This is a genomic window from Streptomyces sp. NPDC045967 (assembly GCF_056430495.1).
The window spans coordinates 40996-66525 of record NZ_JBWKLE010000011.1; the positions used below are offsets into that span (position 1 = coordinate 40996).

Consider the following 25530-nt stretch of genomic DNA (forward strand, 5'->3'; position numbering starts at 1 on the left):
GCCCGGAGGTACGGGCCAGGGCAGTGAGGGGTGCCCCACCGGGGCGGAAGGGAGAGCAGGCGGCAGTCGGAGGTGGGCAGTGAGCAGGGAGGGGTGGCCGGCGGCAGGGATCGGTGGCCGGGGCTCGGATCGCGGACAGGGGGACGGAAGATGAGCGGTACGGAGAACGACACCGGCGGGGAGCGGCTGCGGCGGTGGCGCATGGTGCTCGGCGGGGGAGAGGCCGACGGTACGGGCCACGTCCCGGCCGGGCGGGACGCGGCGATGGATGCCGCCCTGGACGCGCTGTACGGAGGGGGTCGTGCGGGCGGCCCGCGCAGGGGTTCGGGGGCGCGGTCGGGCGGGCTCGGCGGGTCCGCGCCGAACGTGGCGCGCTGGCTCGGGGACATCCGAACCTACTTCCCCAGCCCGGTGGTCCAGGTCATGCAGCGCGACGCCATCGAGCGGCTGGGCCTGTCCGCGCTGTTGCTGGAGCCGGAGATGCTGGAGGCTGTCGAGCCCGACGTGCACCTCGTCGGCACCTTGCTCTCCTTGAACAAGGCGATGCCCGACACCACCAAGGAGACGGCCCGCGCCGTGGTCCGCAAGGTGGTCGAGCAGGTGGAGAAGCGGCTGGCGAACCGCACCCGGGCCACGCTCACCGGCGCCCTGGACCGCTCGGCGCGCACCAGCCGCCCCCGCCACCAGGACATCGACTGGAACCGCACGATCCGGGCCAACTTGAAGAACTACCTGCCCGAATACCGCACGGTCGTCCCCGAACGGCTGATCGGATACGGCCGGGCGGCGCAATCGGTGAAGAAGGAGGTGATCCTCTGCATCGACCAGTCGGGTTCGATGGCGGCCTCGGTCGTCTACGCCTCCGTCTTCGGTGCCGTCCTCGCCTCCGTGCGCGCGCTCGCCACCCGGCTCGTCGTCTTCGACACCGCCGTCGTCGACCTCACCGACCAGCTCGACGACCCGGTCGACGTCCTCTTCGGCACCCAGCTCGGCGGTGGCACCGACATCAACCGGGCGCTCGCCTACTGCCAGTCCAGGATCACCCGGCCCGCCGACACCGTCGTCGTCCTGATCAGCGATCTTCACGAGGGCGGCATACGCGCCGAGATGCTCGGGCGGGTCGCGGCGATGAAGGCGTCCGGGGTCGAGTTCGTCACCCTCCTGGCCCTGTCCGACGAGGGCGCCCCGGCCTACGACCGCGAGCACGCCGCCGCCCTCGCGTCGCTGGGCGCGCCCGCCTTCGCCTGCACCCCCGACCTGTTCCCGGAGGTGATGGCCGCGGCGCTCGAGAAGCGGCCCCTGCCCGTGCCCTGAAAGGGGCCCGGAAGCCCGGCGGGGAATGGGCCGATCGCACGAAGTTCCAGCTCAACCATGAGGCGATCTGTGACAGGTATCACCGCTCAGGTGTGATCTGTGATTTAGGGACCTACGGCCCACGGGGATAACCTGCGGGACGGACATGCCGCGTCCACGGTCACCGTGTGCGCCTTCCTTGTGACAGCGCCGTCACGTTGCCCTCCGCGGCACGCCCACGCAGATAGCAGACAACCGCGAATCACTGCGAATCTTTGAAAAGACAAGGGACGGACGCGCGTGGACCTGTTCGAGTACCAGGCGAGGGACCTCTTCGCCAAGCACGGTGTACCGGTGCTGGCCGGTGAAGTCATCGACACGCCTGAGGCGGCTCGCGAGGCCACCGAGCGGCTGGGCGGCAAGTCGGTCGTCAAGGCGCAGGTGAAGGTCGGCGGCCGCGGCAAGGCCGGCGGCGTGAAGCTGGCCGCCACCCCGGACGAGGCAGTCGCCCGGGCGACGGACATCCTCGGCATGGACATCAAGGGCCACACGGTCCACAAGGTGATGATCGCCGAGACGGCCCCCGAGATCCTCGAGGAGTACTACGTCTCGTACCTCCTCGACCGGACCAACCGCACGTTCCTCGCCATGGCGTCGGTCGCCGGCGGCATGGACATCGAGCAGGTCGCCGAGGAGACCCCGGAGAAGCTCGCCAAGGTCCCGGTGAACGCCAACGAGGGCGTGACCATCGACAAGGCCCGCGAGATCGTGGCCCTGGCGAAGTTCCCGGCCGAGGTCGCCGAGAAGGTCGCCGAGGTCCTCGTGACCCTGTGGGACACCTTCATCGCCGAGGACGCCCTCCTGGTCGAGGTCAACCCGCTCGCGAAGGTCGCCTCCGGCGACGTCATCGCGCTCGACGGCAAGGTCTCGCTCGACGAGAACGCCGAGTTCCGCCAGCCGGGCCACGAGGAGTTCGTGGACCACGCCGCCGCGAACCCGCTCGAGGCCGCCGCCAAGGCGAAGAACCTCAACTACGTCAAGCTCGACGGTGAGGTCGGCATCATCGGCAACGGCGCGGGTCTCGTCATGAGCACCCTCGACGTCGTCGCCTACGCCGGCGAGAACCACGGCGGCGTCAAGCCCGCCAACTTCCTGGACATCGGCGGTGGCGCCTCCGCCGCCGTCATGGCCAACGGTCTCGAGATCATCCTCGGCGACCCGGACGTCAAGTCCGTCTTCGTCAACGTCTTCGGCGGCATCACCGCCTGCGACGAGGTCGCCAACGGCATCGTCCAGGCGCTGCAGCTGCTCGAGGACAAGGGCGAGGCGGTCACCAAGCCGCTCGTCGTCCGTCTCGACGGCAACAACGCCGAGCTGGGTCGCAAGATCCTTTCGGACGCCAACCACCCGCTGGTCCAGCGCGTGGACACCATGGACGGCGCGGCCGACAAGGCCGCCGAGCTCGCGGCTGCGAAGTAAGGGCAGAGGTCACAGACTCACATGGCTATCTTCCTCAACAAGGACAGCAAGGTCATCGTCCAGGGCATGACCGGTGCCACGGGCATGAAGCACACCAAGCTGATGCTGGCTGACGGCACCAACATCGTCGGCGGCGTGAACCCGCGCAAGGCCGGCACCACCGTCGACTTCGACGGCACCGAGGTCCCGGTCTTCGGCTCCGTCGCCGAGGCGATGGAGAAGACGGGCGCCAACGTCTCCGTCCTCTTCGTCCCGCCGGCCTTCGCCAAGGCCGCCGTCGTCGAGGCCATCGACGCCGAGATCCCGCTGGCCGTCGTCATCACCGAGGGCATCGCGGTGCACGACTCCGCCGCCTTCTGGGCGTACGCGACCGCCAAGGGCAACAAGACGCGGATCATCGGCCCGAACTGCCCGGGTCTGATCACCCCCGGCCAGTCCAACGCCGGCATCATCCCGGGCGACATCACCAAGCCCGGCAAGATCGGTCTCGTGTCCAAGTCCGGCACGCTGACCTACCAGATGATGTACGAGCTCCGCGACATCGGCTTCACCTCCGCCGTCGGCATCGGTGGCGACCCGGTCATCGGCACCACGCACATCGACGCGCTGGAGGCCTTCGAGGCCGACCCGGAGACCGAGCTGATCGTCATGATCGGTGAGATCGGCGGCGACGCCGAGGAGCGTGCGGCGGACTTCATCGCCAAGAACGTCACCAAGCCGGTCGTCGGCTACGTCGCGGGCTTCACCGCCCCCGAGGGCAAGACCATGGGCCACGCCGGCGCCATCGTCTCCGGCTCCTCCGGCACCGCGCAGGCCAAGAAGGAGGCCCTCGAGGCCGCGGGCGTCAAGGTCGGCAAGACGCCGACCGAGACGGCCAAGCTGGCGCGCGAGATCCTGAACGCCGCCCAGTAGGCGCGTACCGGTGTATCCGGTCGTCCGCCGACGCGGACGCACGGATAGGCGGTAGGCGTGCAAGGGCGTGGCCCGCATCCCCTCGGGGGCGCGGGCCACGCCCTTTTTCCGTGCTGTCGGCTTCCGTGTCGTCGACCGTCAGGCGCTCATCCGATCGCCGGGCTGATCCGCGCCGGCCCCGCGGCCGGGTCGGCGTGCAGCTTGTCGTGGAGCAGCCTGCTCTGCTCGGTGAGTTGCGGGGGTCCGCTGAGCGGGGGCACGCCGGTGACGCTCTCGCCGGGCGCCCGCGGGGGCTCGTAGTGCGTGGGCGCCGTCGCGGCCGTGTAGGCGGTCGCGGCGGCGATCACCGCGGTGAGGCTGAGGGTCGCGCGGGTCCACTGCCGGGTGCGGCGCTCGCCGTGACCGCGTACGGCGGCGGCCGGGCGCGGCTCGAGCTCCACCGCGGGCCGCAGCGAGTCGAACAGGTCGCGCAGCAGCGCGGACTGCTTCTCGGGCGGTACGTCGGCGAGCTCGGGGATCCGGTCGGCGAGGTCGGCGTGCGCGTGGAGGAGGCGGTTCCCGGTGGCAGGGGTGCTGGCCTCCGTCTCGGCGGCGGTGTCGGGGAGGTCCAGGCCGACGCCGTCGTAGAGCAGGACCGTCCGGCGGTGGATCGTCGGCAGGGCGAGCATCGCGTCGAGAAGGCTCCGGTCGACGGGCTCGACCGGAGGCTTGTCCGGGTGGCGGTGGGCGCGCCGGAAGCGGTGCCAGGGGGAGAGGGCGTACTCGTACGCGGCCGCGCGCACCCAGCCCACCGGGTCCGGGTCGGCGGCCACCTCCGGCCACTGGGCCCATGCCTGGCGGAACGCCCGATCCACCGCCTCCAGGGCGAGGCGGCGACGGCCGGTGAGCAGGTAGGTCTGGCGGGCGAGGTCGTGGGCGGCCCGTGCGTACAGGGCGTCGAAGGCATCGGCCGGCTGCCGTGTCCCTGCGGTGGGCTCGGGGGTGGGGTCGGCCGGGGGCTCGGGCGCCGCGGCTGCCGCCGGCTCGGTTCCGGGTGCGGACTCGGCGGCTTGGGCTTCCGCTTCGGCCTGGTGGGCGGTTACGGCGGCTGCGGCTGCGGCTGCGGCTTCCGCTTCTGGCTCGGGTGGCGTGGCGGGGCCGGCCGGGGTGCCGGTTGCGCCGGGGCCGACCGGGGTGTCGCCGGAGGTGGGCGTCGGCGCGGCCGCTGCCTTCGGGGTCGGGGCGGTGGCTGCCGGTGGGGTGGATCGGGTGGCCGGAGTGGTCGGGGCGGCGGGGTTCGCCGGGGTGGCCGGCTTGGCCGAGGTGGCGGGTGTGGCAGCGGTGGCTTGGCTGGCCGAGGGCGCCGGGCGCGCAGGGTCGGCCGTGTTCGCGGGGACGACGGGGGGCCCCGGGGTGACTGGCGTCGCCGGTGGCGTCCGCGTGGCAAGGGTGGCAGGGGTGGCAGGGGTGACTTGGGTGGCGGAGGGCGCCCGGTCAGCAGGGCCGGTTGTGTTCGCCGGGGTCGCCGGGGTGACCGGGGATGCTGATACGGCCTGCGTGGTAGGGGTGGCGGGGCTGGGTGGTGCGCCCGGGGTGCCCGAGGGTGCCGAGGGGGGCTGCGTGGCGGGGGTGGCCGAACTGGTTCGGGTGGCGGCCGTTGGTGAGGTTCCCTGGTGGGCCCGGGTGATGCGGTCGGCGTGTGCGGCCGGGGTCGACGAGGTGGTCCGCGGAGCCTGGCCGGTTGTGGGCGAGCTCGGCGCGGGGCCCTGGTGGGCCTCGGTGGTCGGGTCGGCGTGCCGGGCGGGGGTGAGCGGGCTGGGCCGTGGGGCCGGCGTCGGCGAAGTGGTCCGCTCGGCCGGGAGGCCGGGGCCGGCCGGGTGGGCCGTGGCCGCCGGGGTGGTGCGGGTGGCCGGCGTCGCCGGATCGGCCCCGGGAGCCGCCGGGGCAGGCGTGGCGGGGACGGCCCCGGTCGCCGGGGTCGTCGGGGTCTTCTTGGAGGGGGTTGCGTCCGTTCGGCGGGTCGGGCCGGGTGAGGCGTGCGCGGGCGCCGTACCGGCTGCGGGATCCGGTGCGGCCGGACGGGGGGCGAGGCCCGCCAGGAAGGTCGCGTACAGATCGTGTTTGCGGCCGCGGGGGTGGGTGCGGCCCGATTCCCAGGAGCGGACCGTACTCGGGGTGACGCCCACGGCCGACGCGACCTGTTCGACCGTCAGCTCAGCGGCGACGCGCAGTCTTCGGCGCTCTTTCGGGGCGGGCAGGCCCTCGACGCGTTGTGTCATGCCACACTCCCCGCGACCCGGCAGCCCTGGGCGAAAAAGTACATAAGCGTATATTGAGCGACACCACGGGCATTCGCCTGTTACCCGCTCATAGCGCGTGTCGTTGGCACCATGGCGGGGTGACCCAAGTGACCGAACGCGGGACCCCGTTGTCCGTGGCCCCGCGAGCCGCCGGGCGGCGCCGCTCCCCGGCCGCGGCCGCCTGCGTGATGGGCGGCGCCGTGGCTGCCGGACTCGGGCTCGGCTTCCTCGCCGTGCTCGTCATCGTGCTGTGGATCAGCTCTCCCTATCCCGACAGCGGCCCTGGCGGGGCCCTGCACCTCGCCGCCGGGCTGTGGCTGCTCGCCCACGGGACGGAGCTCGTGCGCTACGAGACCCTGTCCGGCGTCCCGGCGCCCGTCGGCGTGACACCGCTGCTGCTCGTCGCGCTGCCCGTGCTGCTGATGCGGCGGGCCGCCCGGCTGGGGGGCACCTCCGAGGAGGACGGGGAGGAGGTGCTGCCGGCCAGCGCCGTCTTCTCGGCCGTGCTCTGCGGCTATCTGGCCGTCGGGGCGCTGGCCACGGTGTACGCGGCGGGCGGGCCCATGCCGGCGGATCCGATCAGCGCGGCCTGGCACGTCCCGCTGGTCGCCGTGCTGGCCGCCGCGGGCGGGGTGTGGGCGGTACGGGGCCGACGGGCGGGGTCGTTGCCGGAGTGGGTGCCAGGGGGCGTGCGGAGGGCCGTCGCACGCCCTCGGTACGCGGTCGCGCTCCGGGCCGGCGTGGGCGGGGCGCTCGTCCTCCTGGGCGGTGGGGCGCTGCTCGTCGGCGGCTCGCTCGCGTGGCACGGTGCGGAGGTGCAGGAATCCTTCCTGTCGCTGACCGGCGTGTGGTCGGGCCGCTTCGCGGTGCTGCTGCTCGCGGTCGCGTTGATTCCGAACGCCATGGTCTGGGGGGCGGCGTACGGTCTCGGGCCCGGGTTCGCGCTGGGTGCCGGGGTGACCGCCACGCCGTTCGGGTTCGTGGGTTCGCCCGCGCTGCCCCGGTTCCCGCTGCTGGCGGCGCTCCCTCCCGAGGGGCCCGGTACGCCGCTGACCTGGGCGGCAGCGGGGGTACCGGTGGTGGCGGGGCTGGCGGTGGGATGGTTCGCGGTGCGGCGGGCGCGGGAGGTTTCCTACGGGGAGACCGCGTTGACGGCGGCGTTGGGCGCGCTGGTGTGCGGGCTGGCCATGGCCGGCCTGGCGGCGGCTTCGGCGGGGCCCATGGGGTCGCGTGCGCTGGCCGACTTCGGGCCGGTGTGGTGGGCCGTGGGGGTGGCGGCCTCCGCGTGGACGCTGGCGCTGGCGGTGCCGGTGGCGCTGGGGGTGCATGCGTGGCGGAACCGGCCGGGGGTGGTCGGGGGCGAGGGTGACGGTGACGGGGACGGCTGGCACGACAGCGGGGACGGCTGGCACGACAGCGGGGTACGGGAGCTGCGGTGGGCGGCGCTGCGGCAGGCGGGGGGTGGCTTGGTCCCGAGCATGGCGGCGGAGCCGGGCCTGCCGGTGGCGGCTGTGCCGGTGTCGGCCCCGGCCCTTGCTCCGACCCATGGCCCAGGCCCGGCCCCGGCCCCGGCCCTTGCTCCGACCCATGGCCCAGGCCCGGCCCCGGCCCTTGGCCCAGGCTCGGCCTCGACCCATGGCCCAGGCTCGGCCCCGGTCCCTGTCCTTGGCTCGGCCCCGGCCCCGGCCCTTGGCTCGGCCCTGGCCCCTGTCTTTGCGCCGGCCCCTGCCCTCGGCCCGGGCCCGGGCCCGGCACGGCCGGTTCGGAAGGTGGCTGTGATGCCGAGTCTGCGGCTGGATCTGCTGCCGCCGAAGCCGGATGTGCCGTTGCCGGGGCTGGCCGGGGCGCGGGTGCTGGCCCGCCGCAAGCCGTCGGCGTAGCCCTGCCGGGGAGCGGCGGCTCCAGCACCGGGGCCCTGCGCCCGGTCCCCGCGCCTCGATCGCCGGCGGGGCTTCGGTGTCGGGGGCTCCGCCCCCGTGCCCCCGCGCCTCAATCGCCGGCGGGGCTGGATGTGGCCCGCTGGGCCGAGATGTGCCGGGGGCTGTGTGGTCTGACTGGTGGTGTGGGGGCGCGTGGGCCGGGCTTCGGTGTCGGGGGCTCCGCCCCCGTGCCCCCGCGCCTCAATCGCCGGCGAGGCTGGATCGGCCCGGCGGAGCTGGATGTGACCGGCGGGGCTGGACTGGCACGGCCGGGTCGGAGTGTGTCGGCCCGACCAGGTGACCGGCCCCGTCCAGGTGGCATTTTCACCCCGTGCGGGTCCGAGCCCTCCGGTCTATTGGCGGACCTTCAGGACGTCGCCCAAGGCGTTGTCCGGGAGGAGGGAGTTGCACTGGAGTTCCGCGGTGTTCGTCAGGGCGTCTTCGCGGCAGACGTAGAAGTCCTTGTACGCCAGCTGCACCGCGTACGAGCTCAGGGCCAGCAGGATGGCCAGCGTGGCCGTGACCAGGCCGCTGACCGCCGCCGTGCGCTGCGGGCGGGCCGCTTCGCCGAGGGCTGCCAGGCCGCCGCCCCCACCGGCACCGCCCCGTCCGGCCTCACCGGAGTCCGGGTTCGGGTTCGGGTTCGAGCCCGGGGCGGGGGTCGCCGGGCGGCCGCGGAGGGCGCTGATGCCCCAGTACAGGGCCAGCGCTCCCAGCAGGAGTCCCACCGAGGGGATGCCGAAGATCCCGAAGAAGAAGCCCCACATGCCGGCCAGCAGCGCGTAGCGGGCGCGGCGCTGGATGGGGTCGGTCGGGTCCCAGCGCGCCGGGCCTCCCCGGCCGCCGCCGTCCCCCTTCGGGTCCTGCCCGCCGCCCCCGGGGCCACCGTCGGAGCCGTCGGCGCCGCGGCGCGGCTGCCAGGGCTGGTCGGGCCGGCCTTCCGGGGGAGCCGCGAAGGGGTTGTCGTCGGTGGGGGAGTCGGGCTGGCGGCGGTCCGGCATCGGGTGTGGTTCTTCCCCTGTGTCATGGACGTCAGGGCGACGTCGCGGCGGGAGGCCAGGTCGGTGAGGCCTGTGTGCGGCTTGTAAGCCAGACGCTACCGCCCGGCCGTCACCCCGTCCCTCGGGGGCCGTCCGGTGTGCCGGTATCGTTGCAGGCGGTCGGTGGCTTCGTATGGTCCCCCGTATATCGGTACCCCGAAGTTTCGTATGACCACACAAAGACGAACACCGCATTCCCGTGAGAAAGGGCCTCCCCATGGCCGCCTCCCGCCTGGTCGTGCTGGTCTCCGGCTCCGGCACCAACCTCCAGGCCCTGCTCGATGCCATCGACGCCCATCCCGGCGGCCGCGAGGGCTTCGGCGCCGAAGTCGTCGCCGTGGGGGCCGACCGGGAGAACATCGCCGGTCTGGAGCGGGCGCGGAAGGCGGGGATCCCCACCTTCGTCTGCTCGGTCAAGGAGTACGGCAGCCGCGCGGAGTGGGACACCGCGCTCACCGAGGCGACCGACGCCCACGCGCCCGACCTCGTGGTCTCCGCCGGTTTCATGAAGATCGTGGGGAAGGCGTTCATCGATCGCTTCGGCGGCCGGTTCGTCAACACCCATCCCGCCCTCCTCCCCGCCTTCCCCGGCGCCCACGGCGTACGGGACGCGCTTGCCTACGGCGCGAAGGTCACCGGCTGCACCGTCCACTTCGTGGACGCCGGCGTGGACACCGGTCCGATCATCGCCCAGGGTGTCGTCGAGATCCGGGACGAGGACGACGAAGCCGCTCTCCATGAGCGCATCAAGGAAGTCGAGCGCCAGCTGCTCGTCGACGTCGTGGGGCGCCTGGCCCGGCACGGCTACCGCATTGAGGGACGAAAGGTAACAATCCAGTGACCGCCGTAGAGACCGCAGAGAGCAACGACCCGACCACGACCCGGCGGCCGATCCGGCGTGCGCTCGTCAGCGTCTACGATAAGACGGGACTGGAGGAGCTGGCCCGCGGACTGCACGAGGCGGGCGTCGCGCTGGTCTCCACCGGCTCCACGGCCTCGAAGATCGCCGCGGCCGGCGTGCCGGTCACCAAGGTCGAGGAGCTCACCGGTTTCCCCGAGTGCCTCGACGGGCGCGTCAAGACGCTGCACCCGCGCGTGCACGCCGGCATCCTCGCCGACCTCCGCCTGGAGGACCACCGGACCCAGCTCGCCGAGCTGGGCGTGGAGCCCTTCGACCTGGTGATCGTCAACCTCTACCCCTTCCTGGCCACCGTCCAGTCGGGCGCCACCCCGGACGAGTGCGTGGAGCAGATCGACATCGGCGGCCCGTCGATGGTCCGCGCCGCCGCCAAGAACCACCCCTCGGTGGCCGTCGTCACCAGCCCGGCCCGCTACGCCGACGTGATCGCCGCCGCCCAGGGCGGCGGCTTCGACCTCGCCGCCCGCAAGCGGCTGGCGGCCGAGGCCTTCCAGCACACGGCCGCCTACGACGTGGCCGTCGCCTCCTGGTTCACGAATGCGTACGCCCCGGAGCCGGAAGCTGTGCTGCCCGAGTTCCTGGCCGGCGCCTGGGAGCGCAAGTCGACCCTGCGCTACGGCGAGAACCCGCACCAGGCCGCGGCGCTGTACACGGACGGCCGGCCGGGCGGGCTCGCCAACGCCGAGCAGCTGCACGGCAAGGAGATGTCCTTCAACAACTACGTGGACACCGAGGCCGCCCGCCGGGCCGCCTACGACCACGACGAGCCCTGCGTCGCGATCATCAAGCACGCCAACCCGTGCGGCATCGCGGTGGGCGCCGACGTGGCCGCCGCCCACCGCAAGGCGCACGCCTGCGACCCGCTGTCGGCCTTCGGCGGCGTCATCGCCGTGAACCGCCCGGTGACCGTGGAGCTCGCCGAGCAGGTCGCGGAGATCTTCACCGAGGTCATCGCGGCCCCCGGCTACGAGGACGGCGCCGTCGAGATCCTCGCCAAGAAGAAGAACATCCGCGTCCTGAAGGTGGACGGCACCCCGCACCAGCCGGGTGACCTCAAGCCGATCTCCGGCGGCGCGCTGCTCCAGCAGTCGGACCTCTTCCAGGCGGAGGGCGACGACCCCGCCCACTGGACCCTCGCCACCGGCGACGCGCTGTCCGGCGAGGAGCTCGCCGAGCTCGCCTTCGCGTGGAAGGCCTGCCGGGCCGTCAAGTCCAACGCCATCCTGCTGGCGAAGGACGGGGCCTCCGTCGGTGTCGGCATGGGCCAGGTCAACCGCGTCGACTCCGCGAAGCTCGCGGTCGAGCGGGCGGGCGCCGAGCGCGCGCAGGGCTCGTACGCCGCCTCCGACGCCTTCTTCCCCTTCCCCGACGGGCTGGAGATCCTCACGGCCGCCGGGATCAAGGCCGTGGTCCAGCCGGGCGGTTCGGTCCGCGACGAGCAGGTCGTCGAGGCGGCGCGGAAGGCCGGCGTGACGATGTACTTCACCGGCACCCGGCACTTCTTCCACTGAGCCGGCCACCCGCTGACGCCGACCCGTTGACGCCGACCCGCTGAGGTCCGCCGCACCGGCCGGCGAGAACGCCGAAGGCCGCGACCCGCACGTGCGGGTCGCGGCCTTCGCCATGAGGCCCCATGAGGGCCGTGAGGCCCCCTGGGGGCCTCACGGGGGTCAGAAGCGCGGGCGCTTGAACCAGGCGGCGCCGGGGGCGCTGACCATCGCGGCCAGGATCAAGCCGCCGATGGCCAGGCTGATGACGCCGGCCGCGGGGCCGCCGCCCTCGGAGGCGCTGTTGGTGAAGTTGGCGAGGCCGCCCAGGATGGACAGCGCGCCGTAGACGATCGTCGTGATGCGCACGCCGTTGCCGCCCTTGGCGAACTTCGCGCCGAGGATGATGGCCAGCACGCCCAGGACGAGGACGAAGAGTCCGACGGCGATCACGACGCCGCCGACCACGTCACCGGCGGCACTGCTGTCCGTGGTCGACAGCGCCGCACCGCCGAGCAGCGCGAGGAGGCCGACGATGATCTGGAGGCCGCCCACGACGAAGAGCAGGACGCGCGCGGTCTTGACCAGACCCGGCATCTGCTGGGGCGCGCCCGGGTAACCACCGGGGCCGCCGGGGTAGGCCGGGTAGCCCTGGGGGGCCTGCTGCTGCGGGTAGGCGTAGCCGCCCTGCGGCGGGACGCCCTGGGGCGCCTGCTGCGGGTAGCCGTAGCCGGGCTGGCCCTGCGGGGCCTGGGGCTGCTGGCCGTAGGGGTTGTTCGGGTCGCCGAAGCTCATCTGGGGTGTTCCTCCGTGGAAGTGCGGGGACGCACGGCACGCACGGAGGAAAGCTGTGTGTTCTACGGTCCGCCCCCCGGCACTGCCCGCGGCACTCTTTTGCCGTCATCGTCGTCCGCCCGGACCGGACTTGTCCAGCCGGGCGTCCCGGGCCCTCGGACTTGTTGTGCAAGTGCAATGAACTCCGCGAACCCGGCGGGCGCGCGACGGGGCCTTGACTGGAACCGGGGGCACTCCATCCGGGAGGATGGTGCCATGACCGCCCAGATTCTCGATGGCAAGGCCACCGCAGCCGCGATCAAGTCCGAACTGACCGCCCGTGTGGCGGCCCTGAAGGCACGGGGCATCACCCCGGGCCTCGGCACCCTGCTGGTCGGCGACGACCCGGGCAGCCGCTGGTACGTCAACGGCAAGCACAAGGACTGCGCCGAGGTCGGCATCGCCTCCATCCAGCGCGAACTGCCCGCGACGGCGAGTCAGGAGGACATCGAGGCGGTCGTACGGGAACTCAACGCCGACCCGGGGTGCACCGGTTACATCGTCCAACTGCCGCTTCCCAAGGGCATCGACACCAACCGGGTCCTGGAGCTGATGGATCCGCTGAAGGACGCCGACGGCCTGCACCCGATGTCGCTCGGCCGGCTGGTGCTGAACGAGCCCGGCCCGCTGCCCTGCACCCCGTACGGAATCGTCGAACTGCTGCGCCACCACGGCGTCGGGATCGACGGCGCGCACGTCGTCGTCCTCGGCCGGGGCATCACCGTCGGCCGCTCGATCGGCCTGCTGCTCACCCGCAAGTCCGAGAACGCCACCGTGACGCTCTGCCACACCGGTACGCGCGACCTCTCCGGGCTGCTGCGCCAGGCGGACATCGTCGTCGCCGCGGCCGGTGTCCCGCACCTGGTCAAGCCGGAGGACGTGAAGCCGGGCGCGGCCGTGCTCGACGTGGGCGTCAGCCGCGACGGGAGCGGAAAGATCGTCGGCGACGTCGACCCCGCCGTCGCGGAGGTCGCGGCCTGGATCTCCCCGAACCCCGGCGGCGTCGGCCCGATGACCCGGGCGCAGTTGCTCGTCAACGTCGTCGAGGCCGCGGAGCGGAGCACCAGTGCGGGCTGAGCGGGACGGGGAGCGCGCGGCGCCCGCCGCCGACGCCTCCCGGTCCCGGCGCTTCCCCTCCGTCACCCGGGACACCGCCCGCCCCGAGGGCAGCGGCAGGGCCGTACCGGGAGCGGTGTCCACGCCCGCACGCCAGTGGCCGATGCTCAGCGTGCTCACCGCGACCGCGGCGGGGCTGCTCGTCACGGCGGTGGGGCATCCCCGGATCGGCTGCCTGGTGATCGGCGTGGCGCTGATCGCGGCCTCGGTGCTGCGGCGCGTCCTGCCGTCGGTCGGGATGCTCGCGGTGCGCTCCCGCTTCACGGACATGGTCACGTACGGGCTGCTGGGCGTGGCCATCACGCTGCTCGCGCTGGTGATAGGGCCCAAGCCGGTGCTGGACATCCCGTTCCTGGAGACGGCGGTCCGCTTCACCGTCCGCTGACCGCCGGGCGCGCCGCCGGGTCGAACGGGCCCCCGGGGCCCCGGCGGCGCCAGGGTCCGATAGCCTGACCGCGGATGTCTCTTCACGTCAAGATTTACTGGGGAGCGGCGTCCTCCAGCACATGGGGCGGGGACGCCCCACCGCCAGCTGTCTAACGGAGAAGGCCATGACCCGCACTCCCGTGAATGTCACCGTCACCGGCGCCGCCGGCCAGATCGGCTACGCGCTGCTCTTCCGCATCGCCTCCGGCCACCTGCTCGGCGCGGACGTGCCGGTCAAGCTCCGCCTCCTGGAGATCCCCCAGGGCATGAAGGCCGCCGAGGGCACCGCCATGGAGCTCGACGACTGCGCTTTCCCGCTGCTCAAGGGCATCGACATCTTCGACGACCCGAACCAGGGCTTCGAGGGTGCCAACGTCGCGCTGCTCGTCGGCGCCCGCCCGCGCACCGCGGGCATGGAGCGCGGCGACCTGCTGTCCGCCAACGGCGGCATCTTCAAGCCGCAGGGCAAGGCCATCAACGACCACGCCGCGGACGACATCAAGGTCCTGGTCGTGGGCAACCCGGCCAACACCAACGCGCTCATCGCGCAGGCCGCCGCCCCGGACGTACCGGCCGAGCGCTTCACCGCGATGACCCGCCTGGACCACAACCGCGCGATCTCGCAGCTGGCCGCCAAGACCGGCGCCGCCGTCTCCGACATCAAGCGCCTCACCATCTGGGGCAACCACTCCGCGACCCAGTACCCGGACATCTTCCACGCGGAGATCGCCGGCAAGAACGCCGCCGAGGTCGTCAGCGACGAGGCGTGGCTCGCCGACACCTTCATCCCGACCGTCGCCAAGCGCGGTGCGGCGATCATCGAGGCCCGCGGCGCGTCCTCGGCCGCCTCGGCCGCCAACGCCGCCATCGACCACGTGCACACCTGGGTCAACGGCACCGCCGCGGGCGACTGGACCTCCATGGGCATCCCGTCGGACGGCTCCTACGGCGTCCCGGAGGGCATCATCTCCTCCTTCCCCGTCACCACCAAGGACGGCGCGTACGAGATCGTCCAGGGCCTGGACATCAACGAGTTCTCCCGCGCCCGCATCGACGCCTCCGTCGCGGAGCTCGTCGAGGAGCGCGACGCGGTCCGCCAGCTCGGCCTGATCTGAGCGGCGGCACTCCACCGGCGAACACCCTGAAAGGCCCCGGCGCCCTTTGCGCCGGGGCCTTTTGGCGCGATCCGCCCTGTCCGGGCGGCGCCCGGCCCCGTACGGTTTCCCTCCACACCTGAGGGGGGACTCGGTGAGTGGCACCAACCCGGACGGCAGAACGCCCGTCCACCCGTCTCAGTCGGAGGCGGGACGGCTGCTGTGCGCCGGCGTCTACCTCGACTCCGCCTACCGCGACCGGGTGATCGAGGAGCTGTACGTCCACGAGGAGCGCTTCGTCGCGCCCTCCTACGGCTTCGACGCGGCGCGCGTCCTGGCCCACGCCCTGCGCGCCCGGCACATGGAGATCGCCTGGGCGGCGGCGGTGGTCGCGGTCTGGGCGTTCGGCCTGCTGCTCCTCCAGACCTTCACCCTGTTCCTGATCGTCCCGGGGCTCCTGCTCGGCGGCGCCGGCCAGATCAGACGTCGCCGGGAGCGGACCGGCCGCGGCAGCCGGATCGTCGAGTACCTGCTGCGCGGCTACGCCCTGTGGATGCTCGGCAACGTTCTGTGGGGGGTCGTCGCCGGGTTCGCCGACCGCGGCATGGAGCCGCTGCGCTTCGGGGACGCCGACCGGTTCTTCCCCTTCCTCGGTGACGTGATCGCGAGCAACCCGCTCGGCTTCCTCCTGGAGTGGCCGCGGATGGGGCGGTTCTACGGGGAGGCCTACTCCTGGGTCGCCGTACTGGTCTTCCTGCTGCTCACGACCGTCGCCGGACTCCAGCGGGGCTACCTGGCGCGGGCCTTGCACCTCACGCTGGACCGGGAGGGCTACGCGGCCGGGGCGGGCGACCTGGTGGTGACGGGCCGGCGCTTCGGGCGGGCCCGCGCGCGGATCCAGCGGAGCCAGCACGCGCCGCTGGTCCTGTACGACGTGCGCAACCCGTTCTGCGGCGCGGGCCGGGCGCACCGGCCGTGGCAGCTGACCGTGGAACTGAGCCCGCGCGGCGACGGCGAGGCCGAGGAACTGGACAACGCGCGGATCGTGGACCGGATCCGGCCACGTCTGGAGGCGTTGCGCGTGCCGTCGCCGCACGGTTCGCCGGAGGCGGAGGCCGCCGTGCTGGACCGGCTGCGGGAGCTCGTCATCGACGAGTGCGTGTTCCTGCCGGCCGAGGGGCTGCCCGACGTCGACTCCGCGGACCTGTCGGCGGAGGCGTTCGCCGAGCACCGGGCGGCCGCCATCGAGGAGGGCGGCGAGCGCCGCCGGCACTTCCTGCGCGTGCGGATCGGGGGCTGGGACGAGAACCTCGTCGTCACCGTCTTCATCCGCGTGCACACGCAGGGCGGCATGCTGATGCTGGAAGTGGCGCCGCACGTGCTGCTGCCCGTCCGGCCGGATTTCCAGCGGGCCGACGACACCGTCCAGCGGCAGCGGCGCGGCACCGCCCTCCCCAAGGTCGTCTGGGCGGTCGTCAACGGCGCGGGCGCCCTCGGGCCGGCGCTGCTGGCGCTGCTGCGCGCGGTCCGCATCCCGTGGCGGATGGCCACGGCGGGGCACGGCGTCGCCATCCCGGCCGGACCGGCCGTGTCCGTACGCGAACTCGCCGCGCAGAGTGACGCGTCGCTCTTCCAGCTGATGGACCTGGACCGGTACCTGAAGACGGTGCAGGAGCGGATCGTCGGCGGGGTGGCCGTGGCCCTGCACGAGGCGGGTTGGCACACCAGGGAGTTCGCGGAGCGGGCCGTCAACGTGGCCGAGGGCGCGGTCTTCATCCAATCGGTGAACAACAGCGCGTTCGGCATCGGCGGGCAGAGCCGCAACAGCGTCAGCAACCACCGGGGTCCGGACCGGGACGGAGACGGTGACGGTGACCGGGACCGGGGCCGGGAGCGGGCCCGCGGCTCGGGCCGGGGCGTGGGCAGCGGAAAGGGGAGAAGCGGTGGCAGCGAGCGGTGGTAGCGGCGCGGAGCAGTCGGCGGTAAGGATCGGTGAGATCCACGGCAGCAGCTTCAGCATCGGCGGCGCGCACAACATCAACAGCACCGTGCACGGGGGCGGCGGCACGGGGGAGCCCGGGCAGCCGGGCGCCGAGGAACTGCTGGAGGCCGTACGGGAGCTCCGCGCGGCCCTCGTACGGCTGCCCCGCAGTCCCGAGCGGGCGGCCCTCGACGGCGAACTGGACGAGGTCGCGGGGGAATTGGAGGCGGAGGGCCAGGTGCGGGAGGGTCTGCCGGCCCGGCTGCGCGGGACGCTGGAGAGGTGGGCACCGCTGGTGGACTCGGTGAGCGCGGCCACCGCCCTGGCCGCCCTGCTCACCTCGCTGGGGGGCTGACGGTGGCGACGGGGGAGGGCGGGGTCCGCTGGAACCCCCGGTCGCAACGCTGGGAACGCCCACCCCCGACGGAGCCCCCCGCGCCGAACCGCGCATCGCACCCGGGCGCGGGCTCGGGCGCGGGCACGGCCCCGGCGCCGGGCACAGCCACGGATTCGGCCCCGGCCCCGGGCGCGGCCTCTGCCCCCGGCGGACCCGCGGGCTCGGGCAAGGATCCCGGCAGGCACCCGACCGCGCCCACGGGTTCGCACGCGGACGCGCCGCCGGCCGCGCACGCAGCTGCGCCGACGCACCCGGCCGCACGGCCCGCCGGTGCCTCCCCGGTTGCCGATGCGGCCCCAGGATCCGCCGCGTCCCCGGAGGAGGCCGACTCCGTGCGACTGGGCGGAGGATCGGCTCCCGGGGGCGGTGGCGGTGGCGGTGGGGCTGCGGCCGCGCCCGCCGGTGGGGCGCCGTCGCGGAACCCGTTCGCGTATCCGCCGGAAGACCCGTCGCGAAGCCCGTCCCCCGGGCCCCCGGTCGCCCCACCCGCGCACCCCTACGCGTACCCGCCGGACGCCCCGCGGTGGCGGGACCGGCGGGCCCTGGTGGCGGTGGGGACGACCCTCGCCGTGGCCGTCCTGGGCGCCGTCGCCGTGGCCGGCTGGCTGTACCCGGGTGGCGCGAAGGGTCCGGACACCTCCGGTCCCGCACCGCGCTCTTCGTCCACGGAGGTGCGCGACACGGTGTCCGGCTTCGCGGTCCGCATTCCCGAGGGGTGGCAGGCCAGTCCCGGCGAGAGCGCCTACGGGACCGTCTACCGCCCTGCCGGAGGCGACCAGGGCGCGGGGCTCCAGATCGTCCGGGCACCTCAGGACTCCAAGTCGGCCTGCGAGACCCTGGTCGACACCACCGGGAACCTCAGCGCGTCCCCCGGTTACCGGGAGATCTCCCGGCAGGCCGTGAACGGCGACGGCTGCGAGCAGGTCTACGTCTACGACGATCCCGCCTCGACCCAGCCCGCCGCCCACGGCATCGTGCGGCTCGTCGTCGCCGCGGACGACACCCGGTGGGTCCTCAATGCCTTCGGGCCCGACACGGACGTCCCGCTCGTGCGCGAACACCTCACGACGGCCGTCGAGTCCTTCCGGGTGGAATGACCCGGGCGGGCGCGGACGGCGGCCGGATCAGCTCTTGTACATGCCCGGCGTGTAGTGCCCCGGCACCATGCGCGTGGTGACGCCGATGCGGTTCCAGACGTTGATCGTAGCGATCACGGCGATCAACTGGGCCAGCTCGCGCTCCTCGAAGTGCTGCGCGGCCCTCTCGTACACCGCGTCCGGCACGAACCCGTCGGTGAGGACCGTGACCGCCTCCGTGAGCTCGATCGCCGCCAACTCCTTCTCGGTGTAGAAGTGCCGCGACTCCTCCCAGGCACCCAACTGAACGATCCGCTCCACGCTCTCCCCGGCCGCCATGGCGTCCTTGGTGTGCATGTCCAGGCAGAACGCACAGTGGTTGAGCTGGGAGGCCCTGATCTTGACGAGTTCGACGAGGGTCGGGTCCAAGCCCTTCTTGGAGGCTGTCTCCAGGCCCAGGACGGCCTTGTAGACCTCGGGCGCGAGCCTGGCCATGTGCATGCGGGGGGTGTGCTCGGGGGCGTTCGGTGTGGTGGTCATGCGCCTCACCCTAGGAGGGAGGCGGCCCGCCGGCATGGTCCATTTCCCTGGCCGGATCCTGGGCCACGTCCGGCGCCGACCCCCTCTCGACCTCCCGCCCTCTCGACCTCTCGGCGGATCAGGCCGGGCCCGGGGCGTCCGGCGCAGGGTTCGGGACGGGGTCCGGGGCGGCTTCCGGTGCGGTCTCCGGGGGTTCTCCGAAGCGGGCCAGTGCCAGGGCTCCGGCGACGGCCACCGTGAAGCCGAGCACGGCCAGCCAGGCCAGGCCCTCGCGGGGGCGGTCGCCGAGCCAGACCACGCCGATCACGGCCGGGCCGACCGTCTCGCCCAGGATCATGCCGGCCGTCGCCGCCGTCACCGAGCCGCGCGCCAGCGCCGACGTGAGCAGCAGGAAGGCCGCGCCGCCGCCCAGCAGGAGGGCGTACAGGGCCGGGTCGCCCAGGTCCCGCACGGAGTCGATGAGGCGGACCGCGACCTCGACCACGCCGAAGCCCGTGCCCGCCGCCAGGCCCAGGACGAGCGCACGCGGGCCGTCCGGGAGCCGGCCCGCCACCGCGCCGACCAGCAGGATCAGCCCCGTCGCCGCCAGCAGTCCGAGCTTCAGCGCGAGCGAGCCCGTCCCCGTACCCTCCGGCCCGGAGGCCAGTCCGAGCATCAGCAGCCCCGCGCACACCACCGCCACCGCGCCCCACTCGGTCCGTGACAGCCGTACCTTCAGCAGCCGGGACGAGACCACCGCCGTGACCGCCAGGCTTGCCGCGAGGGCGGCCCCGACCGTGTAGATGGGGATGTGGCGCAGTGCGACGATCTGGAGCGCGAAGCCCGCCGCGTCCAGGGCCAGACCGGCGAGATACCGCCACTGCCGGACCGCCCGCAGCAGCAGCGCCAGGTCCACGCCGGAACCCGTCCCGGGTTCGGCCGTCCGGGCCGCGACCGCCTGCAGGACGGACGCCGTACCGAAACAGACCGCCGCACCGAGCGCGCAAATCATCCCAATGAGCACGAACTGACTCTAGGTCACGGATCTCGGCACGGCCGGATTCCGTCGGCCCCCGGCTCCGCTCTAGTCTGTCGGGAGCACGCCAGGACCTAGGGGGAGCAGCAGGTATGGACACCAGCAGCACCAACACGCGCCGTATGCGCTCGGGAGCCGTCGCCCTCGGCGGAATGGGCCTGCTCGCGGCCACGCTCGTGGCCTGCGGCAGCAGCGGGGAGCCCGACAAGCGCTGTGCGTCCCGCTCCACGCTGGAGCACCTGAACAAGAAGGACTGCAGAAGCGGCGGCACCGGCGCTTACTACTACGGCGGCACCATCAAGAACGGAAAGGTCAGCGGCGGCAGCTTCGACAAGTCCGCCGTCACCCGCGGCGGCATCGGCGGCCACTCCAGCTCCGGCTCCAGCGGCGGCTGAGGGAAACCGGAACCATGAAGCGGCACACCATCGAGCCCCGCCCCGACTGGCAGAAGACGGTCGAGGAACAGGGGCTCATCTACCCCCTCACCCGCTATCCGGACGGCTCCCTGCGCCCCTACTGGGACGAGAGCGCGTACTACTCCTTCTCGCTCCCCGAGGTCGAGGCGCTGGAGAACGTGGTCGAGGAACTGCACGCCATGTGCCTGGCCGCGGCCGCGCACATCGTCGAGCAGGACCGCTTCGCGGACCTCGGCATCACCGACCCGCGGCTGGCGGCGCTGGTCGCCGAGTCGTGGCGGCGCCGCGCGGAACAGCCCTCCCTGTACGGCCGCTTCGACCTGCGCTACGACGGCACCGGCAGCCCGGCCAAGATGCTGGAGTACAACGCCGACACCCCGACCTCCCTGGTGGAGGCGGCCAGTCCGCAGTGGTTCTGGATGGAGGAGCGGTTCCCCGGGGCCGACCAGTGGAACTCGCTCCACGAACGCCTCGTCGAGGCGTGGCGCCGCCAGGCCGAGCTGCTGCCGCCCGGCCCGCTGCACTTCGCGCACTCCGAGACCGACGAGCTCGGCGAGGACCTGATGACGGTCGCCTACCTCCAGGAGACGGCCGAACAGGCCGGCCTGGACACCCAGGCGCTGTCCGTCGAGCAGATCGGCTGGGACAGCCTGTCCGGCCGTTTCGTGGACGAGAAGCTGCGCTTCATCCGCAGCTGCTTCAAGCTCTACCCGTGGGAGTGGCTGGCCACGGACGAGTTCGGGCCCCAGGTCCTCGGCACCTACGACCACGGTGGCGGCTCCGGCACCACCTGCTGGATCGAGCCCCTGTGGAAGATGCTGCTGTCCAACAAGGCACTGCTGGCGATTCTGTGGGAGCTCTTCCCGGAGCACCCGAACCTGCTGCCCGCCTACCTCGACGGCCCGCGGGAGCTGGCCGAGGAGGGCGGTTACGTCGCCAAGCCGCTGCTCGGCCGCGAGGGCGCCGGAGTCACCCTGCACGAACCGGGCGGCGAGCCGTTCGCCGCGCGGGACGGCGAGCGGTACTGCTTCCAGGGCCTGGCCCCGCTGCCCGACTTCGACGGCAACCGGGTGGTGCTCGGCGCGTGGGTCGTCGAGGACGAGGCGGCGGGGCTCGGCATCCGCGAATCGGCGGGGCCGGTCACGGACGAGTACGCCCGCTTCCTGCCCCACGTCATCCTCTAGGCGCTCCGGCCCGCCCGGTCCTGTCGTCGAAGTAGCGGCGGGCCAGGCGGGACTTTGACGACAGGGCCTACGCCGACAGGACCGCCCGGAGCTGCTCCAGCCCCCAGTCCAGGTCCTCCTTGCCGATCACCAGCGGCGGGGCGATCCGGATGGTCGACCCGTGGGTGTCCTTCACCAGGACGCCGCGCTCCATCAGCTTCTCGGAGATCTGCCGTCCCGTCCCGTGCGACGGCTCGACGTCCACGCCCGCCCACAGCCCCCGCCCCCGCACGGCGGTCACCCCGCCCCCGCCGACCAGCAGGTTCAGCTCCCGGTGCAGGTGGTCGCCGAGCTCGGTGGCGCGCTGCTGGTACTCACCGGTCCGCAGCATCGCGACGACCTCCAGGCCGACCGCGCAGGCCAGCGGGTTGCCGCCGAAGGTGGAGCCGTGCTCGCCCGGCCGGAACACGCCCAGCACGTCCCGGTCGGCGACCACGGCCGAGACCGGCACCACGCCGCCGCCGAGCGCCTTGCCCAGGACGTACACGTCGGGGACGACCCCCTCGTGGTCGCAGGCGAAGGTCCGGCCGGTGCGGCCCAGCCCCGACTGGATCTCGTCCGCCATGAACAGGACGTTCCGCTCACGGGTGAGCTCCCGTACGCCGCTCAGGTACCCGGCGGGAGGCACCAGCACCCCCGCCTCGCCCTGGATCGGCTCCAGCAGCACGGCGACCGTGTTCTCGGTGACGGCGCGGGCCAGCGCGGTGAGGTCCCCGTACGGGACGATCTCGAAGCCCGGCGTGTACGGCCCGAAGTGGTCGCGGGCCTCGTGGTCCGTGGAGAAGGAGACGATCGTCGTCGTCCGCCCGTGGAAGTTGTCCGCGGCGACCACGATCTTGGCGTGGCCGTCCGGAACCCCCTTCACCTCGTACCCCCACTTGCGGGCGGTCTTCACGGCCGTCTCCACGGCCTCCGCACCGGTGTTCATGGGCAGCACCATCTCCTTGCCGCACAGCGCGGCGAGTTCGGTGCAGAAGTCGGCGAAGCGGTCGTGGAAGAAGGCGCGCGAGGTGAGCGTGACCCGGTCCAGCTGGGCCCGGGCGGCGTCGAGCAGGCGGCGGTTGCCGTGCCCGAAGTTCAGCGCCGAGTAGCCGGCGAGCATGTCCAGGTACCTGCGGCCCTCCACGTCGGTCATCCACGCGCCCTCCGCCGTCGCGACGACGACGGGCAGCGGGTGGTAGTTGTGCGCGCTGTGCGCGTCGGCGGAGCGGATGGCATCAGCAGTTGTCGACACGGGGTCTCCGATCGTCCGTCAGGCCGGTGACGAGGGTGGCGTCACCTCCATCCTCGCTCGCCGCGGGGACGGGGAAACCTCCTCGGGGCCGCGCCCGCTAAGGTGGGCGGTACGCACGGCGACTGGCGTACGGAGAACGAACTCCGGGGGAGTCGTGCGCGCTCGACCGCAGACAGGGCCGCTCGCCTGGGCCTCGCGGGGTACCGATCACATCGACCCCGGAGGAGCCCGCCATGTCCGCGAGCCGCCATCCCGCCCTTTTCGCGACCGACCCCGAGCTGGCGTCGTTCGTCGCCGCGGAGGAGAACCTGCAGGCCGAGACCCTGCGCCTGATCCCCAGTGAGAACTACGTGTCCGCCGCCGTCCTGGAGGCCTCGGGCACGGTGCTGCAGAACAAGTACAGCGAGGGCTACCCCGGCCGCCGCTACTACGAGGGCCAGCAGAACATCGACCGGGTCGAGGCGCTGGCCGTCGAGCGGGCGAAGGGCCTGTTCGGGGTGGACCACGCCAACGTGCAGCCCTACTCCGGCTCGCCCGCGAACCTGGCCGTGTACCTGGCCTTCGCCCGGCCCGGCGACACGGTCATGGGCATGGCGCTGCCGATGGGCGGGCACCTCACGCACGGCTGGGGCGTCTCGGCGACCGGTTCGTGGTTCCGGGGCGTGCAGTACGGGGTGCGGGCCGACACCGGGCTGATCGACTACGACGCGGTGCGGGAGCTGGCGCTGGCGGAGCGGCCGAAGATCATCTTCTGTGGCGGTACGGCGCTGCCCCGCACGATCGACTTCGCGGCGTTCGCGTCGATCGCCGAGGAGGCCGGCTCCGTCCTGGTCGCGGACGTGGCCCACATCGCGGGCCTGATCGCGGGCGGTGCGCACCCGTCCCCGGCGGGTCACGTGGACGTGATCTCCACGACCACGCACAAGACGCTGCGCGGCCCGCGCGGGGCGATGCTGATGTGCCGGGAGGAGCACGCGAAGGCCATCGACAAGGCGGTGTTCCCCGGACTCCAGGGCGGGCCGCACAACCAGACGACGGCCGGTATCGCGGTGGCGCTGCACGAGGCGGCGCAGCCGGCGTTCACGGCGTACGCCCACGCGGTCGTGGCCAACGCCAAGGCCCTGGCCGAGGCCCTGCTGGAGCGGGGCTTCGACCTGGTGTCGGGCGGCACGGACAACCACCTGATCCTGATCGACCTGACCTCGCGGGGCGTCCCGGGCAAGGTGGCGGCGAAGGCGCTGGACCGGGCGGGGATCGTGGTGAACTACAACACGGTGCCGTTCGACCCGCGCAAGCCGTTCGACCCGTCGGGCATCCGGATCGGCACGCCGTCGCTGACGTCGCGCGGGCTCGGTACGGGGCACATGGCGCAGGTCGCGGAGTGGATCGCGCGGGCGGTCGACGCGGCGGCGAAGGCGGATGAGGCCGGGCTGGGCGCGGTCCGCGCCGAGGTCGCGTCCCTCATGGCCGCGCATCCGGCCCCGGGCCTCCCCCTGGCCTGACCGGGCCGTGCCGGGGCCCGTGCCGGGCTCACGCCGTGTTCACGACCTTACTCACGCCGTGTCGGCGGGGCGGGGCCCGGGCGCCGGCGCGGCTGACGGACCGGGGCTGCGCCCCTGACCCCGCGCCTCCTACGCGGCCGGGGCCGGCTGCCCCGACGCGCTCAGTCCCGCCGGCAGGGGCCGGGCCGGAGCCCCGGTCCCGCCGGCCGTCGACGCGCCGGGCGGGATCCGGCCGGCGGCGGGGCCGAGCCCGGTCCCGTACCTGAGAGAATGGGCCCATGGCTTCTGATCGTCCTCGCGCGCTCTCCGGCATCCAGCCCACCTCCGGTTCGTTCCACCTCGGGAACTACCTCGGAGCCATCCGCCAGTACGTCGCCCTCCAGGAGACGCACGACGCGTTCTACATGGTCGTCGACCTGCACGCGATCACCATGCCGCAGGATCCGAAGGACCTGCGCGCGAACACCCGCCTCTCCGCCGCGCAGTTGCTCGCCGCCGGGCTGGACCCCGAGCGCTGCACGCTCTTCATCCAGAGCCACGTGCCCGAGCACGCCCAGCTCGGCTGGGTCATGAACTGCATCACCGGCTTCGGCGAGGCCAGCCGCATGACCCAGTTCAAGGACAAGTCCGCCAAGGGCGGTGTCAACAGCGCCAGCGTCGGGCTGTTCACGTACCCGATCCTCCAGGTCGCCGACATCCTGCTCTACCAGGCGAACGCCGTCCCCGTCGGCGAGGACCAGCGCCAGCACATCGAGCTCACCCGCGACCTGGCCGAGCGCTTCAACCAGCGCTTCGGACCGACCTTCACTCTCCCCGCCGCGCACATCGTCAAGGAGGTCGCGAAGATCTACGACCTCCAGGACCCGGCGATCAAGATGTCGAAGTCCGCGTCGTCCCCCAAGGGCCTGATCAACCTCCTCGACGAGCCGAAGGCCACCGAGAAGAAGATCAAGAGCGCGGTCACCGACGCGGAGGCCGAGATCCGCTTCGACACCGCGCACAAGCCCGGCGTCAGCAACCTGCTCACGATCTACTCCACCCTCACCGGCGAGACGGTCCCCGCCCTGGAGGCGCGGTACGAGGGCAAGGGCTACGGGGCGCTCAAGACCGACCTGGCCGAGGTCATGGTCGACTTCGTCACACCCTTCAAGCAGCGCACCCAGGAGTACCTGGACGATCCGGAGACCTTGGACTCGATCCTGGCCAAGGGCGCGGAGAAGGCCCGCGCGGTCGCCGCCGAGACCCTCGCCCAGGCCTACGACCGCCTGGGATTCCTGCCCGCCAAGCACTGAGCCGGCAGCCGCGGGGAAGAGGACCCTGGCGGGACCGGGGGTACTGCCCGCACACT

Annotated in this window: 22 protein-coding genes and 1 riboswitch; of the genes, 16 read left to right on the forward strand and 6 right to left on the reverse strand. The window is 73.1% G+C overall.

Annotated features, from left to right (window positions below):
• Nucleotides 1-150 precede the first annotated feature (150 nt).
• From AC07FY_RS21285 to sucD, 3 genes are all read left to right on the forward strand, one after another.
• A complete protein-coding gene (locus AC07FY_RS21285; RefSeq protein ID WP_479008430.1) occupies nt 151-1314 on the forward strand; it encodes a vWA domain-containing protein in 1164 nt (387 codons plus the stop codon).
• 279 nt (nt 1315-1593) lie between these two features.
• Nucleotides 1594-2772: an ADP-forming succinate--CoA ligase subunit beta gene (sucC, locus tag AC07FY_RS21290; protein WP_479008432.1), complete on the forward strand. Its 1179-nt coding sequence runs from the start codon at nt 1594-1596 to the stop codon at nt 2770-2772.
• Nucleotides 2773-2793: 21 nt separating this feature from the next.
• Nucleotides 2794-3684 carry a succinate--CoA ligase subunit alpha gene (sucD, locus tag AC07FY_RS21295; protein ID WP_030710487.1) on the forward strand — a complete coding sequence of 297 codons (891 nt, stop codon included), beginning with the start codon at nt 2794-2796 and terminating at the stop codon, nt 3682-3684.
• A gap of 146 nt (nt 3685-3830) precedes the next feature.
• Here sucD and AC07FY_RS21300 read toward each other — a convergent pair whose 3' ends face one another.
• Nucleotides 3831-5942, reverse strand: a complete 2112-nt coding sequence (locus AC07FY_RS21300) for a helix-turn-helix domain-containing protein (protein ID WP_479008434.1) — start codon at nt 5940-5942, stop codon at nt 3831-3833.
• Between the two features lie 119 nt (nt 5943-6061).
• On the opposite strand from AC07FY_RS21300, the gene AC07FY_RS21305 reads away from it, so the two are divergent.
• Nucleotides 6062-7843, forward strand: a complete 1782-nt coding sequence (locus AC07FY_RS21305; protein WP_479008436.1) for a cell division protein PerM — start codon at nt 6062-6064, stop codon at nt 7841-7843.
• Between the two features lie 392 nt (nt 7844-8235).
• On the opposite strand, the gene AC07FY_RS21310 is transcribed toward AC07FY_RS21305, so the two are convergent.
• Nucleotides 8236-8883, reverse strand: coding sequence for a hypothetical protein (locus AC07FY_RS21310; RefSeq protein WP_479008438.1), 648 nt, complete (start codon nt 8881-8883; stop codon nt 8236-8238).
• Nucleotides 8884-9139: 256 nt separating this feature from the next.
• On the opposite strand from AC07FY_RS21310, the gene purN reads away from it, so the two are divergent.
• Together purN and purH are read left to right on the forward strand one after the other, a co-directional pair.
• Complete coding sequence (gene purN, locus AC07FY_RS21315; protein ID WP_479008440.1) at nt 9140-9763, forward strand: phosphoribosylglycinamide formyltransferase; 624 nt, start codon at nt 9140-9142, stop codon at nt 9761-9763.
• Nucleotides 9760-11352, forward strand: coding sequence for a bifunctional phosphoribosylaminoimidazolecarboxamide formyltransferase/IMP cyclohydrolase (purH, locus tag AC07FY_RS21320; protein ID WP_479008441.1), 1593 nt, complete (start codon nt 9760-9762; stop codon nt 11350-11352). The genes purN and purH overlap by 4 nt, the downstream gene beginning before the upstream one ends.
• Before the next feature lie 159 nt (nt 11353-11511).
• Here purH and AC07FY_RS21325 read toward each other — a convergent pair whose 3' ends face one another.
• Nucleotides 11512-12123, reverse strand: a complete 612-nt coding sequence (locus tag AC07FY_RS21325) for a hypothetical protein (RefSeq protein WP_479008443.1) — start codon at nt 12121-12123, stop codon at nt 11512-11514.
• A gap of 255 nt (nt 12124-12378) precedes the next feature.
• On the opposite strand from AC07FY_RS21325, the gene AC07FY_RS21330 reads away from it, so the two are divergent.
• The 6 genes from AC07FY_RS21330 (at nt 12379) to AC07FY_RS21355 (ending at nt 18273) form a co-directional block, all read left to right on the forward strand.
• A complete protein-coding gene (locus tag AC07FY_RS21330; protein WP_479008445.1) occupies nt 12379-13239 on the forward strand; it encodes a bifunctional methylenetetrahydrofolate dehydrogenase/methenyltetrahydrofolate cyclohydrolase in 861 nt (286 codons plus the stop codon).
• Nucleotides 13229-13663 carry a DUF3017 domain-containing protein gene (locus AC07FY_RS21335; protein ID WP_479008447.1) on the forward strand — a complete coding sequence of 145 codons (435 nt, stop codon included), beginning with the start codon at nt 13229-13231 and terminating at the stop codon, nt 13661-13663. Before AC07FY_RS21330 ends, AC07FY_RS21335 begins: the two co-directional genes overlap by 11 nt.
• 166 nt (nt 13664-13829) lie before the next feature.
• On the forward strand, nt 13830-14819 hold the full coding sequence (locus AC07FY_RS21340) for a malate dehydrogenase (RefSeq protein WP_479008449.1): 990 nt from the start codon (nt 13830-13832) through the stop codon (nt 14817-14819).
• 133 nt (nt 14820-14952) lie between these two features.
• Complete coding sequence (locus AC07FY_RS21345) at nt 14953-16761, forward strand: hypothetical protein (protein ID WP_479008451.1); 1809 nt, start codon at nt 14953-14955, stop codon at nt 16759-16761.
• Nucleotides 16742-17134, forward strand: coding sequence for a hypothetical protein (locus tag AC07FY_RS21350; RefSeq protein WP_479008453.1), 393 nt, complete (start codon nt 16742-16744; stop codon nt 17132-17134). Before AC07FY_RS21345 ends, AC07FY_RS21350 begins: the two co-directional genes overlap by 20 nt.
• 593 nt (nt 17135-17727) lie before the next feature.
• Nucleotides 17728-18273 carry a hypothetical protein gene (locus AC07FY_RS21355; RefSeq protein WP_479008455.1) on the forward strand — a complete coding sequence of 182 codons (546 nt, stop codon included), beginning with the start codon at nt 17728-17730 and terminating at the stop codon, nt 18271-18273.
• Nucleotides 18274-18300: 27 nt separating this feature from the next.
• Here AC07FY_RS21355 and AC07FY_RS21360 read toward each other — a convergent pair whose 3' ends face one another.
• Together AC07FY_RS21360 and AC07FY_RS21365 are read right to left on the reverse strand one after the other, a co-directional pair.
• Nucleotides 18301-18792 (reverse strand): carboxymuconolactone decarboxylase family protein, encoded by a 492-nt coding sequence (locus AC07FY_RS21360; protein ID WP_479008457.1) that lies wholly within the window; start codon nt 18790-18792, stop codon nt 18301-18303.
• 118 nt (nt 18793-18910) lie between these two features.
• Nucleotides 18911-19783, reverse strand: coding sequence for a DMT family protein (locus AC07FY_RS21365; protein ID WP_479008720.1), 873 nt, complete (start codon nt 19781-19783; stop codon nt 18911-18913).
• A 116-nt stretch (nt 19784-19899) separates the two neighbouring features.
• On the opposite strand from AC07FY_RS21365, the gene AC07FY_RS21370 reads away from it, so the two are divergent.
• Entirely contained in the window at nt 19900-20202 is a 303-nt protein-coding gene (locus tag AC07FY_RS21370; protein WP_479008458.1) for a hypothetical protein, read from the forward strand.
• 14 nt (nt 20203-20216) lie between these two features.
• Nucleotides 20217-21407, forward strand: coding sequence for a glutathionylspermidine synthase family protein (locus AC07FY_RS21375; RefSeq protein ID WP_479008460.1), 1191 nt, complete (start codon nt 20217-20219; stop codon nt 21405-21407).
• A 67-nt stretch (nt 21408-21474) separates the two neighbouring features.
• On the opposite strand, the gene rocD is transcribed toward AC07FY_RS21375, so the two are convergent.
• Nucleotides 21475-22680 (reverse strand): ornithine--oxo-acid transaminase, encoded by a 1206-nt coding sequence (rocD, locus tag AC07FY_RS21380; RefSeq protein WP_479008462.1) that lies wholly within the window; start codon nt 22678-22680, stop codon nt 21475-21477.
• A gap of 108 nt (nt 22681-22788) precedes the next feature.
• A riboswitch (ZMP/ZTP riboswitch) is annotated at nt 22789-22879 on the forward strand.
• 34 nt (nt 22880-22913) lie between these two features.
• Between rocD and AC07FY_RS21385 the strand changes: the two genes are divergently transcribed.
• Nucleotides 22914-24182 carry a serine hydroxymethyltransferase gene (locus AC07FY_RS21385; RefSeq protein WP_479008464.1) on the forward strand — a complete coding sequence of 423 codons (1269 nt, stop codon included), beginning with the start codon at nt 22914-22916 and terminating at the stop codon, nt 24180-24182.
• A 278-nt stretch (nt 24183-24460) separates the two neighbouring features.
• On the forward strand, nt 24461-25474 hold the full coding sequence (gene trpS, locus AC07FY_RS21390; protein WP_479008466.1) for a tryptophan--tRNA ligase: 1014 nt from the start codon (nt 24461-24463) through the stop codon (nt 25472-25474).
• Nucleotides 25475-25530 lie beyond the last annotated feature (56 nt).